The sequence below is a fragment of the Streptomyces syringium genome (assembly GCF_017876625.1).
Classification (GTDB): domain Bacteria; phylum Actinomycetota; class Actinomycetes; order Streptomycetales; family Streptomycetaceae; genus Streptomyces; species Streptomyces syringius.
In genome coordinates this window covers 4,982,658-4,997,632 of record NZ_JAGIOH010000001.1, presented here as the reverse complement: position 1 = coordinate 4,997,632, position 14,975 = coordinate 4,982,658, and the positions used below count along the sequence as shown (strand labels likewise).

The following is a 14,975-nucleotide window of genomic DNA, read 5'->3' as shown; positions in this document are numbered from 1 at the left end:
GCGCGAAGGAGCGCGGGTGCCGATGGCGTAGGGGTGGGTACGGGCGTACGGACACGGTCGGGTCCGTACGGGAACCCGGAGGGCAGGAGGGCGGGCCGGGGGGGCGGCGAGGGCCCGGGGTGGGTCAGCCGCCCGCGCCGGGGACGGGGAACGCGCCCGTCGCGCGACGCGTGATCTCGCCGTAGATTTCCGGGTCGGTCGTGTACTCGCCGAGCTCGCAGGTCTTGCGGCTGCCGTGGTAGTCGCTGGAACCGGTGGTCAGCAGACCGAGGTCGGCGGCGAGGCCGCGCAGCCGGGCGCGGGTCGGCTCGTCGTGGTCCATGTGGTCCACCTCGATGCCGTCCAGACCGGCCGAGGCCAGGTCGGCTATCGCGCTCTCCGACACGCACCGGCCGCGCTTGATGGCCAGCGGGTGCGCGAGGACGGTGACCCCGCCTGCCGCCTTGACCAGCCGGATGGCGTCGAAGGGGTCGAGTTCGTGCTTGTCGACGTAGGCCCGGCCGTCATTGGCCAGCCAGTCGGAGGTGAAGGCGTCCGAGACGGTGTCGATCACACCGAGCTCGACCATGGCGGTGGCCACGTGCGGCCGGCCCACGGCGCCGCCGGCGGCGAGCTCCGCCACCCGCTCCCAGGTGACCGGCACGCCCAGCTCACGGAGCTTGGCGACCATGCCGCGCGCGCGGGGCACCCGGTCGTCGCGCACCAGCTCGCGCTCGCGGGCCAGCTCCGGCTCCAGCGGATCGAAGAGGTAGGCCAGCATGTGCACGCCGACGGCGGCTTCCCCGGACGGGGAGGGGGCCAGACGGCAGGAGAGCTCGGCGCCGGTGACGAGGGTGAGGCCCGCGGGGAGGGCCGCGATGGCCTCCGCGTGGCCGCCGACCCCGTCGTGGTCGGTCAGCGCGACGACGTCCAGCCCGGCGGCGGCCGCGTTGCGGACCAGCTCGGCGGGGGTGTCCGTACCGTCCGAGGCCGTGGAGTGGGTGTGCAGATCGATGCGCACGACACGGCTCCCCACGGCAAGCGGTATGGACAGGACCGGTTCAGGATAGCCGTCGTTTGAATACGGCCTGAATACGACCGGGTCCGGCCCGGTCAAGGGACATGCGCGATCACTTACGGAAGCTTGGCGTGCGTCGGGGCGTCCGGACGGATCTCCTCGGCGCGGCCCGGATCGAGCCTCCGGGCCTCAGCGGGGCCCCGGCGACAGGATGCGCGGCGACAGCGCGCCGCACGGCAGCAGATCCACCTCCGCGCCCGCGTCGCGCAGATCGGTGAGCACCAGCTCGTCGTACATCAACAGCCCCGACCGCTCCGGCCAGACGACGGCCCACAGCCACAGCCCGCGCGCCTCGCCCGCGAACACGGCCCGGTCGTGGGGCGCGCCCTCGACGTGCCAGAGGGGGGTGGGACGGCCGGCGGCGTGCACTTTGGCGGCCGGCGGGCGGTCCACACACATATGGGGGCCGGGGTCCGGGCCGTCGATGCCCGCGTAGCGCGCGCCGAGGCCGACGCCCAGCTCCTCGGCGACGAGCAGCAGCTCACCGGGGCCGCCCAGCGGGCCGGGGCCGGAACAGGCGACGGCGGTGGCCCGCCCGCCACTGCGGTCGTCGCCCGCGCACGCCACGCCGGTGAAGAGCCAGCCCACCGGCAGGGGCCAGGGCATCCACACCGGGACCCGGGCCCGGTTGACCACGACGGCCAGTGCCTCGACGCTCGGCGGGACGACGGGCTGCAAGGGGTGCACAGCTCCGTGCACGCCGCACTGCCAGGAGTCGGCGAAGAGACCGGGCGCCCGCACCCGGCCACCGCACTTCGGGCAACTGGGTTCGCCCCTCATAGGGTCCAACGGTCCTCCGCGGTCGGCGCCGCGTCAAGGACGATCACCCGTCCGGGCGGAGTCATGGCGCATTCCCACGGGCGGCCCGTCGCTCCGGTCACGTCCGAGTCATATCCGGCACCGGGGCGGGGCGCGGAAGCCGCCGCGCGCCCCACGGCGGCCGCGGTCGGTCGCGCGTCGCGGAGAGCCTTGATCAGCCCAGCGGGACCCCGGCGCGCAGCGGATCGCGCAGATCGGTCCCGTGCCGAAGCCACCGCTCCTCCAGGGCCGCCGCGCCCTGCACCCGCTTCCACGCCGCCTCATTGGGTGTCATCGGCAGCAGCGGGAGGAAGCGGACCGGCTCCATCGGCTCGTCCAGCTCCAGATCCTCGACCAGCCCGCCGGACTCGGCGACGAGCACGGACGTGAAGGGGGCCTCCGGCCAGAGCGGCTCACCGGTGTCCAGCGACGCGCCCGGCGCCACGATGACGCCCTCCACCTGCGGGGACGCGGCGAGCACGGCGAGCGGACGGAGCACCTTGTCGGTGTCGGCCCGGCCCTTGCGGACCGTGAGGACCAGCTCGGCGCGGGGGCCGCGCAGCGGGTCGACGAGGGTGGCCGTCGGGTCGGCCATGGGCTGGGCGGACATCCCGAGGGTGGCGTAGCGGACGACCTCGCCGCCGGCGTCGGAAGCGGTGAAGCGCAGGACCTCGATGCGGTCCGTGCCCAGGAAGGTGACCGCGGCGCGTGCGTCGGGCTCGCCCAGGGCCGTCCGCAGCCGGGCCTCGACCAGTGCGAGAACGTCTGACATGCAGCGAGCATAGAACGCGTATCGAACGGGCAAAGGCGGGGTCCGGTACGCCACGCGGCTGCTAGCCTTGACCTCTGGTCAGGGAATTACGTTCGTCCCTCAGCGGGGACCGGCCGGAGGAGGTGGGGCTGCGGTGGATCCTAGTCGACCGTGCAGTACCGACAGTTCTCCCGTCCCTCCGCTCCGGACGCGCCCTGTGTGACCCAAGAGCCTTCTGCGACCCGGCCGCCCTATCGGCCGTCCCGGCCCCGGAAGTCCTTTCGCGCCCGCAGTACTTGACGGAAGAGCGCCTTCGTCTCGCTTTGTTCCGTGTTCTCTGCGAAGTTCTCTGCGAACTGCCGTCAGCCTCCACGCACCGCACGAAGCGCCGCCCGATTCGCGGACGTAGCCCCCTGCCCAGGCACTCACGTCCACGTTCCCGGCCGCGTTGCGCCCGCGCCCATGGCTGACGGCCGGCCCGTGAAGGAGCCAGCCATGTCGATGATCCGCGACCTGCGTGCAGCCGTCCGCCCCGCCCTCCGCCGGGGGGACACCCCTTACACGTACGACACGACCCGGGACCCCGCCACCAACAGCGCCGTGGTCGACTGCGCCGTCTACCGCGACGGCAAGCGCGCGAGCGCCCACATCAGCCCGGCGGAGGCCATGCGGCGCGTACGGGCCGACGGAGGCTTCGCGTGGATCGGGCTGCACGAGCCGACCGAGCGTGAGTTCTCCGGTATCGCCCGGGAGTTCGGGCTCCACCCGCTCGCCGTGGAGGACGCGATCCACGCCCACCAGCGGCCGAAGCTGGAGCGCTACGACGACACCCTCTTCACCGTCTTCAAGACCATCCACTACGTCGAGCACACCGAACTGACCGCCACCAGCGAGGTGGTGGAGACCGGCGAGGTGATGTGCTTCACCGGCCGGGACTTCATCATCACGGTCCGGCACGGCGGCCAGGGCTCGCTGCGTGCGCTGCGCCACCGCCTCCAGGACGACCCGGTGCTGCTCGGCAAGGGCCCCTCGGCCGTTCTGCACGCGATCGCCGACCAGGTGGTCGACGGCTACATCGCGGTCGCCGACGCGGTGCAGGACGACATCGACGAGGTGGAGATCGATGTCTTCTCCGCGCCCAGCAAGGGCACTTCGCGCGGTGGCGACGCGGGCCGGATCTACCAGCTCAAGCGTGAGGTGCTGGAGTTCAAGCGGGCGGTCACCCCGCTGATGCGGCCGATGCAGCTGCTGAGCGAGCGGCCGATGCGGCTGGTGGACCCGGACATCCAGAAGTACTTCCGCGACGTCGCGGACCACCTCGCGCGCGTGCACGAGCAGGTGGTCTCCTTCGACGACCTGCTCAACTCCATCCTCCAGGCCAACCTCGCGCAGGCGTCGGTCGCGCAGAACGAGGACATGCGCAAGATCACCTCGTGGGCGGCGATCTTCGCCGTGCCGACGATGATCGCGGGGATCTACGGCATGAACTTCGACGTCATGCCGGAGCTCCGCTGGAAGTACGGCTACCCGACGGTCCTGGCCGTCACGGTCACGATCTGTGTGGCGATCCACCGGGGGTTCAAGCGGAACGGGTGGCTGTAGGGCGGACATGGCGGGCGGCACCGGCCGGGGGTCCGGGGGTTGCCCCCCGGGAGACACAGCAAGCGGAACGGGTGGCTGTAGGACGAGCACGGCGGGCGGCACCGGCCGGGGGTCCGGGGGTTGCCCCCGGGAGACACAGCAAGCGGAACGGGTGGCTGTAGGGGCCGTTGCGGCCTTGCGTCAGACGCCCGTTTCCACCGGCGGCTTCCGGGTGCGGTCCGCCATGATCACCAGGGCCAGGCCCGCCATGATCACCGCGAGTGCAGGGTAGGCCGCGGCCGACGGTGTCTGGCCCAGCCAGACGGCCGCGATCAGGGCCGCGCCCGGCGTCTCCAGCAGGATCGCCGTCGAGGTGACGGACGGGCCGAGGCCCTTGACGACCCGGTTGATGAGGGAGTGCCCGAGCAGTTGGGCGCAGACGGTCAGCACGGCCAGCTTGAGCCACGTCCCGCCGCTGTAGCCGCCCAGGGCGGAGCCCGAGACGAGACAGGTGACGAGCAGCAGCACGGTCGTCGTGGCGTAGCAGACGTACGTGTACGCGAGGGTGCCCACCGTCCGCCGCACCTCCGCTCCCAGCAGCACGTACCCCGCCGCCGCCATGCCGCCCGCCAGGGCCAGGGCGTCCCCGGCAAGGGCGCGCGGGGAGAGGGACAGGTCCACGCCCGTGAGGATCACGACGCCGAGGAAGGCGAGGGCGGTGCCCGCCCAGACGAGCGCCGGCGGCCGGTGGCCGCGCAGGCACAGCAGGAGCGTCGTCCAGATCGGGGTGGTGGTGACCAGCGCGGTCGAGGAGGCGACCGAGGTCATGTGCAGGCTCGGCAGCCACACCGCGAAGTGCACGGCGAGCAGCGCCCCCGCGGCGACGGCCAGCAGCAGCGCGCGACGGCCCATGCCGAACAGCTCCGCGCGGTGCCGGAACAGGGCGAAGGGGGTGAGCGCGCCGACGGCCATGGCGTTGCGCCAGAACGCGATGGCGAGCGCGGGGGCCGCGGTGGCGGCGATGAGCGGGGCGGAGAGCGAGACACCGGCGATGGCTGTCGCGAGCAGCACCAGATCCGTACGCATCCCGGGTCGCATGCCTTGCCCTTCGGGCCCCCGCGGGTCGGTGGATATCGCGGGGGACGGGTCGCCACGACGGGCACGGGCTGCTCTCACGCTTCTCAGCGTATGCGCTGCGCTTGGCTGTTTCTCCGACTGTTCGCCCCGGCGGGCTCGGTGCGGCTCGGGCCGTCGGCCCCTGTGCGGGCCCGGCCGGAGGCCGGGCCCGTGGGCCTGCGGCGCCTCCGCCCCTGGGAGGGGAGGGAAGACAAGGACCCGGCATGCCTCCACGCCAGTGGACCGGTGTGCCCGCCGCTTAAGGTAATCGCATGACGCTGACGCAGGCCCTGATCGAAGAGGCCACCAAGAAGTCCGGTCTCATCTGGGTGGAAGGGCCCACCGGGCCCAGCCGTGCGCTGTGGCATGTGTGGCACGAGGGTGCCGTGCATCTCGTGGGCGGGCCCGGGGAGCAGCCGTTGGACGGGCTCGCGCTCGAGGACGGCGGTGTGGCGACCGTGACCGTGCGCAGCAAGGACAAGGGCGGGCGGCTCGTCATGTGGGCCGGGCGGGTCACCGTGCTGGAGCCCCGGGGCGAGGCGTGGGACGGGGCCGTGGCCGAACTGAAGGGCAAGCGGCTCAACGCGCCGGACGCCGAGTCGATCGAGGAGCGGTGGGCCCGCGACTGCCGGGTGCTGCGGATCGAGCCGAACGGGGCGACCGGTGAGCTGCCCGACGGTTCGCTGGCCGCCAGGCCGCTGCCGACGTCCGCCACGACCCGGCAGCCGATGCCCGCGGCCCTGCCCAAGCTGTTGCGCAAGGGCCTGGGGCGCAAGAAGCGGCGTTAGCCGGTCCGCGGGATCTGCTTCCCGTAGTCGACCATCTGCTTCTTCTCGGGCACGGCCAGCGCGAAGTCCTGGCCCCAGCCGCCCAGTTCCAGCTGTCCCCCGCCACCCGCGCGCTGCACGCGCAGCGGGTAGGGGGTGCCCTTGAGCGAGACGTCGAGCTGGCCGCCGTTGCCCGCGCCGCCGCTGATGCGGATCGTCCGGACGCCGCCGACGGTGCCGTGCTCGCCGCGGGCGAGCTTGCCCTGCAGGCCGAGGAGGCCGTCGAGGAGGACGTCCTTGTCGGTGAAGCCCTTGAACTGCTGGTAGGAGGGGTCGCCGGCCGGGACCTTCACGTATTTGTCGTCGAGCTTGTCGGCCGCGGCCGCGGCGTCGCCCTTGGCGGACGGCTTCGGCGTGGCGGCCCCCGGGGTGCCCGTCGCGCCCTGGCCGGGGACGGCGTCGTGCGACCAGAACGCCTTGTTCGCCTTCAGGAACAGGGCGTCGCCGACGCGCAGCAGCTCGAAGGTGCTGCCGTTGGAGGAGACCCGGCCCATGCCGCCGTCCTTCTTCAGCCGCATGTCGAGCTTGTACGTGCGGCCCTGGCTGACGACGTTGCCGGAGAGGTGGACCGCGGCGGCGCTGCGGGCGGCCGCGCGGGCCTTGGTCTGGATGACCGTGGCCTCGAGCTTGCCGACACCGTTGGTCCCCTTGTCGGGGTCCTCGGGGGTGCCACCGCCGCAGGCCGTGAGCGTCGCGGCCAGGGCGGCGCACACCATCCCGACGAGGGCCGCGTTCCGGGTTCGCACCTTGGCTCCTGCCTCCTGTTACCGATGGGAGTACGGCAGCGTACCCGCGCCGCCCGGAGCGTACGCGCGGAGACCGTACGGGCGCACCCTCGCGGCGGGGCGCAGCCGGTCACGTTAGCCTGAATCGCAGATCGGCCGGTGACCGGCCGGGGAACGGCCAGGGTCAGGAGGTTCGCGGCATGGCAGCAGGCCCCCGGGTCTTCGTCTCGCACCTCTCGGGTGTGGCCGTCTTCGATCCGAACGGCGACCAGGTGGGCCGGGTGCGCGACCTGGTGGCGATGCTGCGGGTCGGTGGCCGCCCCCCGCGTGTCCTCGGGCTGGTCGTGGAGGTCGTCAGCCGGCGCCGGATCTTTCTGCCGATGACCCGGGTGACCGGGGTCGAGTCCGGCCAGGTCATCACCACAGGCGTGGTCAACATGCGGCGCTTCGAGCAGCGGCCGACCGAGCGGCTGATCCTCGGCGAGCTGCTGGACCGGCGGGTGCGGCTGGCCGACGCGGATCCGAAGGACGCCGAGGTCACGGTCCTCGATGTGTCGATCACCCAGCTGCCGGCCCGCCGCGACTGGGAGATCGACAAGGTCTTCGTGCGGCGCGGCAAGGGCGGGGCGCTGCGCCGCAAGGGCGAGACGCTGACCGTCGAGTGGTCGGCCGTGACGGGCTTCTCCATGGAGGAACAGGGGCAGGGCGCGGAGAACCTCCTGGCGACCTTCGAGCGGCTGCGCCCGGCCGACCTCGCCAATGTGCTGCACCACCTGACGCCCAAGCGGCGCTCGGAGGTGGCGGCGGCGCTGGACGACGACCGGCTGGCGGACGTGCTGGAGGAGCTGCCGGAGGACGACCAGATCGAGATCCTCGGCAAGCTGAAGGAGGAGCGCGCCGCCGACGTCCTGGAGGCGATGGACCCGGACGACGCGGCCGATCTGCTCTCGGAGCTGCCCGAGGAGGAGATGGAGCGGCTGCTGACGCTGATGCAGCCGGGTGACGCCGCCGACGTCCGGCGGCTGCTGGCGTACGAGGAGCGGACGGCCGGCGGGCTGATGACCACCGAACCGATCGTGCTGCGCCCGGACGCCACCGTCGCCGACGCGCTGGCCCGGGTGCGCAACCCCGATCTGTCCCCCGCGCTCGCCGCGCAGGTCTACGTCTGCCGGCCGCCGGACGAGACGCCGACGGGCAAGTACCTGGGCACCGTGCACTTCCAGCGGCTGCTGCGCGACCCGCCGTTCACGCTCGTCGGCTCGATCGCCGACACGGATCTGCGGCCGCTGCCGCCGGGCACCCCGCTGCCGGCCGTCACCAGCTATCTGGCGACCTACAACATGGTCGCGGCGCCCGTCGTGGACGAGAGCGGCTCGCTGCTGGGCGCGGTGACCGTCGACGACGTCCTGGACCACCTGCTGCCCGAGGACTGGCGGGAGACCGAGCTGCACCACGGCGCGCTGGACATGAGCGACCTGCGGGAGAGCGTCGATGGGCACTGACCGCGGCCGCGACTTCGGGCTCACCCCGCGCGGGGAGCGCGGCGAGTCCAAGGACCGGGCCAAGGAGCGGGCCAAGGCACAGTCCGCCGCCCCGCAGCGGGTGCGGCTGGACCAGCCCCGGGTCAAGCGGCGCAGCTGGCTGCCGACGTACGACCCGGAGGCCTTCGGCCACGCCTCGGAGCGGATCGCCCGGTTCCTGGGCACGGGCCGCTTCATCGTGTGGATGACGATCGTCATCATCCTGTGGGTGGTGTGGAACACATCCGCGCCCCCTCATCTGCGGTGGGACACGTACCCGTTCATCTTCCTGACCCTGATGCTGTCGCTCCAGGCCTCGTACGCGGCGCCGCTGATCCTGCTGGCGCAGAACCGGCAGGACGACCGGGACCGGGTCAATCTGGAGCAGGACCGCAAGCAGAACGAGCGGTCCATCGCGGACACCGAGTACCTCACGCGGGAGATCGCGGCGCTGCGGATGGGGCTCGGCGAGGTCGCCACGCGGGACTGGATCCGCTCGGAGTTCCAGGACCTGGTGAAGGAACTGGAACAGCGGCGGATATTCCCGGAAGAGAGTGAGGAACGCGACCGCTGACAGCCCTTTCCGCGGCCCGGGTCGGGCGCCGTACCATCGACCGTATGGCTACCGACACTGCACCGGGCTCCGCGCCGAGCGAGGACGCGATCCGCGCCGCGCTCGCGACGGTGAACGACCCCGAGATCCACCGGCCGATCACCGAGCTGGGCATGGTCAAATCCGTCGGGATCGCCGCGGACGGCACGGTCGCCGTGGTCGTGTACCTGACGGTGTCCGGTTGCCCGATGCGCGAGACGATCACGAAGAACGTACGGGACGCGGTCGCGGGCGTCGCCGGCGTCACGGGCGTCACCGTCGAGCTGGACGTGATGAGCGACGAGCAGCGCAAGGAGCTGGCCTCCGCGCTGCGCGGCGGCACCGCCGAGCGCGAGGTGCCCTTCGCCCAGCCCGGCTCGCTGACCCGTGTCTACGCTGTCGCCTCCGGCAAGGGCGGCGTCGGCAAGTCCTCGGTGACGGTCAACCTGGCGGCGGCGATGGCGGCCGACGGGCTGAAGGTCGGCGTCGTCGACGCGGACATCTACGGCCACTCGGTGCCGCGCATGCTGGGCGCCGAGGGCAAGCCCACCCAGGTCGAGAACATGATCATGCCGCCGTCGGCGAACGGCGTGAAGGTCATCTCGATCGGGATGTTCACCCCGGGCAACGCCCCGGTGGTGTGGCGCGGCCCGATGCTGCACCGCGCGCTCCAGCAGTTCCTCGCGGATGTCTACTGGGGCGATCTCGACGTCCTGCTGCTGGACCTGCCGCCGGGCACCGGCGACATCGCGATCTCCGTCGCGCAGCTCGTGCCGAACGCCGAGATCCTGGTGGTGACGACCCCTCAGCAGGCCGCCGCCGAGGTCGCCGAGCGCGCCGGTTCGATCGCCGTGCAGACCCACCAGAAGATCGTCGGCGTCGTGGAGAACATGTCCGGGCTGCCCTGCCCGCACTGCGACGAGATGGTCGACGTGTTCGGTTCGGGCGGCGGTCAGCGCGTCGCCGACGGGCTGACCCGGACCACGGGCGCGAACGTGCCGGTGCTGGGTTCCATCCCGATCGACGTGCGGCTGCGCGAGGGCGGCGACGAGGGCAGGCCCGTCGTCCTGACCGACCCGGAGTCCCCGGCGGGCAGCGCGCTGCGCGCCATCGCCGGCAAGCTGGGCGGCCGCCAGCGCGGTCTGTCGGGCATGTCGCTGGGCATCACCCCGCGCAATAAGTTCTGACCGGTCGCAGAGCCGGACGGTAAGGGGCGGCCTCCCTCGGAGGCCGCCCCTTACTCATGCCCGGATGCCGGACTCATGCCCGGATGCCGGTCAGTGCTCGTAGGAGGTGATCTCCTTGATCACCGAGAAGCCCATGCCGTACGCGCTCATGCCGCGCCCGTACGCGCCCAGGTGGACCCCTCCTTCGGCGGATCCCGCGAGGACCCAGCCGTACTCGGACTCGCGGTAGCGGAATGCGGTCGGCACACCGTCCACCGGGAGCGACAGCGTCGACCAGGACGCGTCGTCCAGATGGTCCGCGAGCTCCCAGGCCAGCGCCGTCTGCTGGTCCAGCCAGTCCTGCCGCAGGGCCCGCTCCATCTGCGCGGGCCACGTGCACGACAGCAGCCCCGAGCCGGCGAGCCAGGCCGCCGAGGAGACCGAGGTGGCCTCCAGCACGCCCGTACCGTCGGCGCTGCGCCGCAGCGGGCGGCTCGCGACGGTCACCACGACCGCGAAGCGCTGCCGGGAGCCGTGGCCGCCGGTCTGCTCGCCGCGCAGTGAGGGCTCCTCGCCGTGGCCCGTCGCCCCGTGTTCCACCGTGCCGTCGGCGGCGGCGCCCACCTGCATCAGCCAGCGCCGCCCGGTGTACGCCTCGTCCAGGCCGTACCACGGGAACGAAGCCATCAGATAGCCGTCGACCGACCGCCGGGTACCGGTCCCGCCCTGTGCCGCTTCCTGCACCGCGGACGCGGTGTCCACGGCGGACGCATCGGTTGTACCGGCCCCCTGGGCCCCTACCCGACTCGTCGTCTCCATCTGCGTGGCGCCTCCTTGTTGCCCTGCCGGCCCGGGCGAGCACGCCCCTCAAGGACGACTTCACCCCAAACACAGGGAGGATAGCCACCCCCGTCAATGGCGCCCGGCATACGCGGACTCAGGTGGCGTCGGAATCGAACGGCGGCGGTGTGCCGGCATCCCGCGTGGCCTGCTTCTTCAGCAGGTCCGGGGTGCCCGGGGCGCCCGCGGAGGGGGCCGGCCGGGTGGATTCGCGGCCGTGCACGGCGTCCGTGACCTCGGCCATCTCCGACTTGAAGTCGAAGCCGCTGCGGATCTCCTTCAGTCCCAGCTCGTCCTTGTCCAGGACGTGCTTGCGGACGAAGGTCTTGGGGTTCAGGTCCTCGAACTCGAAGTCCTTGAATTCCGGGCCCAGCTCGGAGCGGATGTCCTCCTTGGCGCTCTCGGAGAACTGCCGGATCTTGCGCAGGGTGCGGGACACGTCCTGGATGACCTTGGGCAGCTTGTCCGGGCCGAAGATGAGCACCGCCAGCACGGCGAGCGCGACCAGCTCGAAGAATCCTATGTCGAGCACGTTGCAGCTCCTTGATGCGTCAGTGGCCGACGGGCCAGGCCATCTATCACGGTACCTGGCCCGGGGTGGGCCGAGGGAACAGCCGGACCAACATCGGGCCAAAGCCTGTCAGCCCGCGTCCGCCGATCCCAGGGTCAGTCGCACGGTGCGCTCCCGGCCGTCGCGCTCGACGGTCAGGCCGAGCCGGTCGCCCGGGCGATGACTGCGGATCTTGACGATCAGCTCCTGGCCGCTGTGCACCGGAACGCCGTCCACCTTGGTGATCACGTCCCGGGGCTCGATGCCCGCCTTGTCGCCCGGCCCGCCGGGGGTCACGGCGGGGCCCTTGGCGCCCTTGGTGTTCACCCGCGCGCCGTCGCCCGTGTACTCCATGTCGAGCGTCACGCCGATGACCGGGTGGGTGGCCTTACCGGTGTTGATCAGCTCTTCGGCGACCCGCTTGGCCTGGTTGATCGGTATGGCGAAGCCCAGGCCGATGCTGCCGCCCTGGCCACCGCCGGGGCCGTCCTCGCTCCCGGCGGAGCGGATGGCGCTGTTGATGCCGATGACGCGGGCCTGGGCGTCCACCAGGGGGCCGCCGGAATTGCCCGGATTTATGGGCGCATCGGTCTGCAGCGCGTCGACATAGCTGACGTCGCTGCCGTCGCGCTTCTCACCGCCCGCGGTGATCGGGCGTTCCTTGGCGCTGATGATGCCGGTGGTGACCGTGCCCGCGAGGTCGAACGGCGCCCCGATGGCGACGACGGAGTCGCCGACCTGGACGGAGTCCGAATTGCCCAGGGGCAGCGGGGTCAGCCCGGAGACGCCGGTGACCTTGATGACGGCCAGGTCGTAGCCGCTGTCCCGGCCGACGACGGTGGCCTTGGCGGTCTGGCCGCCGTTGAAGGTCACGGATATGGCGCCGTCGGCCCCGGCGGGCTCCACGACGTGGTTGTTGGTGAGGATGTGACCCCGCTTGTCGAGCACGAAGCCCGTGCCGGTGCCCTGGTCCTCGCCGCCGCGCACATGGATCGTCACCACACCGGGCAGCGCGCGGGCGGCGATGCCCGCGATGCTCCCGGGGGCGCGGCTCGCCTTCTCCGCGGACGCCTGCGGCAGCGTCACGTTCCCGCCGATGCCGCCGTCCCGCTCCAGGTGGGCACCGATCGCGCCGCCGACGCCGCCGGCGGCCAGGGCCACCAGGGCGGCCCCCGCCACGAGCCTGCCGCGCCGGGCCCGCCGCACCGGCGCCTCGACGGTGTGGGAGCCCGAAGCGCCGTGCGGGCGGGGTGCCCAGGGGTCGTACTGCCAGGGACCCGGCTGGGGCCCGGCCGGGGGCGCCGCGGCCGGGAAGGGAGTGCCGTGCGCAGGGGTGACGGCCGCCTGCGGCAGCTGGGTGCCGTGCGCCGGGGTCACCGGGCGCTGGACGGGCGGCGCGGGGGCCCAGGGGCCCGGACCGCCGTACGGGGGCGTCCCGTACGGATCGGGGGCGTGCAGGGGGGCCGGGGCGCCGTCGTGGCCGGGGGCGGCGGTGACGGGCGGGGCCGCCGCGTCCGCGGGGGCCTGCCCGGCCGGGTGCGCGGGGTACGCCTGCCGCGGTGCGTCCTGCGGCAGGGGCGGCGCCACGGGCCGCGTCCCGGCGGCGGGCGTGCCCTCGGTGCCCGCACAGGGCTCCGCCCCCGGGGGTACGGGCTGCTCGCCCGCTCCGTCCGGCCGGCCGCCCTGCGCCCGGCGCGGACGGCTCCACCACTGCGGCTTGGGCCCGAGAGCCCCCGCCTTCCCCTCGTCCATCTTCTCCCCACGGTTCGCCTGAGGGCGCGCGGCATCGCCCGAGGCATGCGCGGCCCACTATGGATTCAACCAGGTCTGCCCGGTTGTGCGCAGAGGGCCTCGGCTGTCAGTGCGAAGTGGAGGAGCCTGCCGCGGGCGGGGACGGGAGCGCCGTCGGGACGGCGAGCGTGGTGCGGATCAGCGGCGGCAGCAGCGGCGCCCCGGAGGGACGCAGCAGGGCCACGCTCAGCGAGGTGGGCACCACGGGGGCGCTCATCGCGGTGGGCCGGTCCTGCGAGGCGGCGGCCATCCCCCGCTCCCGGCGGGTGTCCTCACGGACCCGGCCGGGGGCCATGGCGAGCGGGCTCGCGACCCGCCGGGCGTTCTCCGCACGGGCCCGGGGGCTGTCCACGGTCGTCTCCAGCGGCTGGGAGCCGCCGAGGGCGAACGCGGCGAGCGACACGGCACCGGCCGCGGCGAAGGCGAACCGGCGCCCGCGCACGCTGCCGCGCTCCACGTCGTGGGTACGGAAGCCGCGCTCAAGGGGCCGGTGGTCGACGCCCGGGAGCAGAGCCAGCTCCTCCGCCCGTACGCCGAAGGCGCCTTTTCCCGGACCGCCCGGGCCCTGCCGTCCGTCCTGCGCGTCATCGCCCCCGGTGGCCGGCAGGCCCTGGAGCCGCGCGAGCAGGCTGTCGGACAGCGGCGGGGGCGCCGCCTGGGCGAACACGTTTTTGAGCCGGCGCTGAGCGTCGGCTTCCGCTTTGCATGTCCAGCAGGTCGCCAGGTGCGCGAGCACCCGCTCCCGAGAGTCGTGTCCCAACTCCCCGTCGACCAGGGCCGCGAGGCGGTCGCCGAGATGGTGCTCGGCGGGGGACTGACCGCCTGAACCGGTCACGCGATCCCGACCTCCCTACCCAAAGGAACGCCGGGAGCCACCCCCGCCACCGCGCGCTGCTCGGCCCGGGCGGCGGGCGAGCGGTGCTGCAGTGCCTTGCGCAGATGGGAGCGGCCGCGGTGGATACGGCTGCGCACGGTGCCGAGCTTCACGCCGAGGGTCGCGGCGATCTCCTCGTAGGACAGTCCTTCGATGTCGCACAGGACCACCGCGGCGCGGAACTCCGGGGCGAGGGTGTCCAGCGCCTGCTGGACGTCCGCGTCGAAGTGCGTGTCGTTGAAGTGCTGCTGCGGGGAGGGCTCGCGGCTGGGCAGCCGCTCCGCGGCGTCGTCGCCCAGCGCGTCGAAGCGGATGCGCTGACGGCGCCGGACCATGTCGAGGAAGAGATTGGTGGTGATGCGGTGCAGCCAGCCCTCGAACGTGCCCGGGGTGTACGTGGACAGCGAACGGAAGACACGGACGAAGACCTCCTGCGTGAGGTCCTCGGCATCGTGCTGGTTCCCGGTCAGGCGGTAGGCGAGACGGTAGACCCGGCCGCTGTGAGTGCTGACGATCTCCTCCCAGGTGGGAGGGGTCCACGCCTGAGCATCCGCATCGGTGGCGAAAGCCGCGGTGGATGCGTCTGCGGTGCGGGTGGGGTTGTCAGCAGTGTTGGTCACGGATTTCGGCTCGACGGCGGACCTGCGAAAGCGCCGCGGCGCTCTCCGACGGTCTCCGGCCGCAGCCGCACCTCCCCTGTCGGCTCTGGCGGTCTCCAGTAGAGCCCCTACCATATCCACCCCGCCCGTTAGCTCCGGATAAGTATTTTTGACCTGCTTTTGGTCTT

The 14,975-nt window shown here is 72.8% G+C and carries 15 protein-coding genes; 5 read left to right on the top strand and 10 right to left on the bottom strand.

Annotated features, from left to right (window positions below; all coding sequences use genetic code 11):
- Positions 1–124: 124 nt before the first annotated feature.
- From JO379_RS22375 to JO379_RS22365, 3 genes are all read right to left on the bottom strand, one after another.
- Positions 125–1,000, bottom strand: a complete 876-nt coding sequence (locus tag JO379_RS22375) for a PHP domain-containing protein (RefSeq protein WP_130879752.1) — start codon at positions 998–1,000, stop codon at positions 125–127.
- Between the two features lie 186 nt (positions 1,001–1,186).
- Entirely contained in the window at positions 1,187–1,837 is a 651-nt protein-coding gene (locus JO379_RS22370; protein ID WP_130879751.1) for a DUF6758 family protein, read from the bottom strand.
- A 193-nt stretch (positions 1,838–2,030) separates the two neighbouring features.
- The gene (locus tag JO379_RS22365; RefSeq protein ID WP_130879750.1) at positions 2,031–2,627 is read right to left on the bottom strand and encodes a suppressor of fused domain protein; all 597 of its coding nucleotides are present in this window, start codon (positions 2,625–2,627) and stop codon (positions 2,031–2,033) included.
- Between the two features lie 474 nt (positions 2,628–3,101).
- Between JO379_RS22365 and JO379_RS22360 the strand changes: the two genes are divergently transcribed.
- Entirely contained in the window at positions 3,102–4,208 is a 1,107-nt protein-coding gene (locus JO379_RS22360) for a magnesium and cobalt transport protein CorA (RefSeq protein WP_130879749.1), read from the top strand.
- A gap of 180 nt (positions 4,209–4,388) precedes the next feature.
- On the opposite strand, the gene JO379_RS22355 is transcribed toward JO379_RS22360, so the two are convergent.
- Positions 4,389–5,285 (bottom strand): DMT family transporter, encoded by an 897-nt coding sequence (locus JO379_RS22355; RefSeq protein ID WP_242626239.1) that lies wholly within the window; start codon positions 5,283–5,285, stop codon positions 4,389–4,391.
- Between the two features lie 290 nt (positions 5,286–5,575).
- Here JO379_RS22355 and JO379_RS22350 point away from each other — a divergent pair, with 290 nt between their 5' ends.
- Positions 5,576–6,091 carry a hypothetical protein gene (locus JO379_RS22350; RefSeq protein WP_130879748.1) on the top strand — a complete coding sequence of 172 codons (516 nt, stop codon included), beginning with the start codon at positions 5,576–5,578 and terminating at the stop codon, positions 6,089–6,091.
- Here the strand turns inward: JO379_RS22350 and JO379_RS22345 are convergent.
- Entirely contained in the window at positions 6,088–6,876 is a 789-nt protein-coding gene (locus JO379_RS22345; protein WP_242626238.1) for a hypothetical protein, read from the bottom strand. The genes JO379_RS22350 and JO379_RS22345 overlap by 4 nt on opposite strands.
- 179 nt (positions 6,877–7,055) lie before the next feature.
- Here JO379_RS22345 and JO379_RS22340 point away from each other — a divergent pair, with 179 nt between their 5' ends.
- From JO379_RS22340 to JO379_RS22330, 3 genes are read left to right on the top strand one after another with little or no spacing between them, the layout of a single operon-like run.
- On the top strand, positions 7,056–8,357 hold the full coding sequence (locus JO379_RS22340) for a magnesium transporter MgtE N-terminal domain-containing protein (protein ID WP_130879747.1): 1,302 nt from the start codon (positions 7,056–7,058) through the stop codon (positions 8,355–8,357).
- Entirely contained in the window at positions 8,347–8,949 is a 603-nt protein-coding gene (locus JO379_RS22335) for a DUF1003 domain-containing protein (RefSeq protein WP_209516623.1), read from the top strand. Before JO379_RS22340 ends, JO379_RS22335 begins: the two co-directional genes overlap by 11 nt.
- Before the next feature lie 44 nt (positions 8,950–8,993).
- Positions 8,994–10,154 carry an Mrp/NBP35 family ATP-binding protein gene (locus tag JO379_RS22330; RefSeq protein ID WP_130879745.1) on the top strand — a complete coding sequence of 387 codons (1,161 nt, stop codon included), beginning with the start codon at positions 8,994–8,996 and terminating at the stop codon, positions 10,152–10,154.
- Between the two features lie 90 nt (positions 10,155–10,244).
- Here JO379_RS22330 and JO379_RS22325 read toward each other — a convergent pair whose 3' ends face one another.
- The 5 genes from JO379_RS22325 to sigE all read right to left on the bottom strand — a co-directional run bounded on the left by JO379_RS22325 (position 10,245) and on the right by sigE (position 14,922).
- Positions 10,245–10,952, bottom strand: coding sequence for a hypothetical protein (locus tag JO379_RS22325; RefSeq protein ID WP_207303971.1), 708 nt, complete (start codon positions 10,950–10,952; stop codon positions 10,245–10,247).
- A 118-nt stretch (positions 10,953–11,070) separates the two neighbouring features.
- A complete protein-coding gene (locus tag JO379_RS22320; protein WP_130879743.1) occupies positions 11,071–11,505 on the bottom strand; it encodes a sec-independent translocase in 435 nt (144 codons plus the stop codon).
- A 108-nt stretch (positions 11,506–11,613) separates the two neighbouring features.
- Positions 11,614–13,275 carry a trypsin-like peptidase domain-containing protein gene (locus JO379_RS22315; RefSeq protein WP_209516620.1) on the bottom strand — a complete coding sequence of 554 codons (1,662 nt, stop codon included), beginning with the start codon at positions 13,273–13,275 and terminating at the stop codon, positions 11,614–11,616.
- A 106-nt stretch (positions 13,276–13,381) separates the two neighbouring features.
- On the bottom strand, positions 13,382–14,149 hold the full coding sequence (locus JO379_RS22310) for a zf-HC2 domain-containing protein (protein WP_130879741.1): 768 nt from the start codon (positions 14,147–14,149) through the stop codon (positions 13,382–13,384).
- Entirely contained in the window at positions 14,146–14,922 is a 777-nt protein-coding gene (gene sigE / locus JO379_RS22305; RefSeq protein WP_209516617.1) for an RNA polymerase sigma factor SigE, read from the bottom strand. Before sigE ends, JO379_RS22310 begins: the two co-directional genes overlap by 4 nt.
- Positions 14,923–14,975 lie beyond the last annotated feature (53 nt).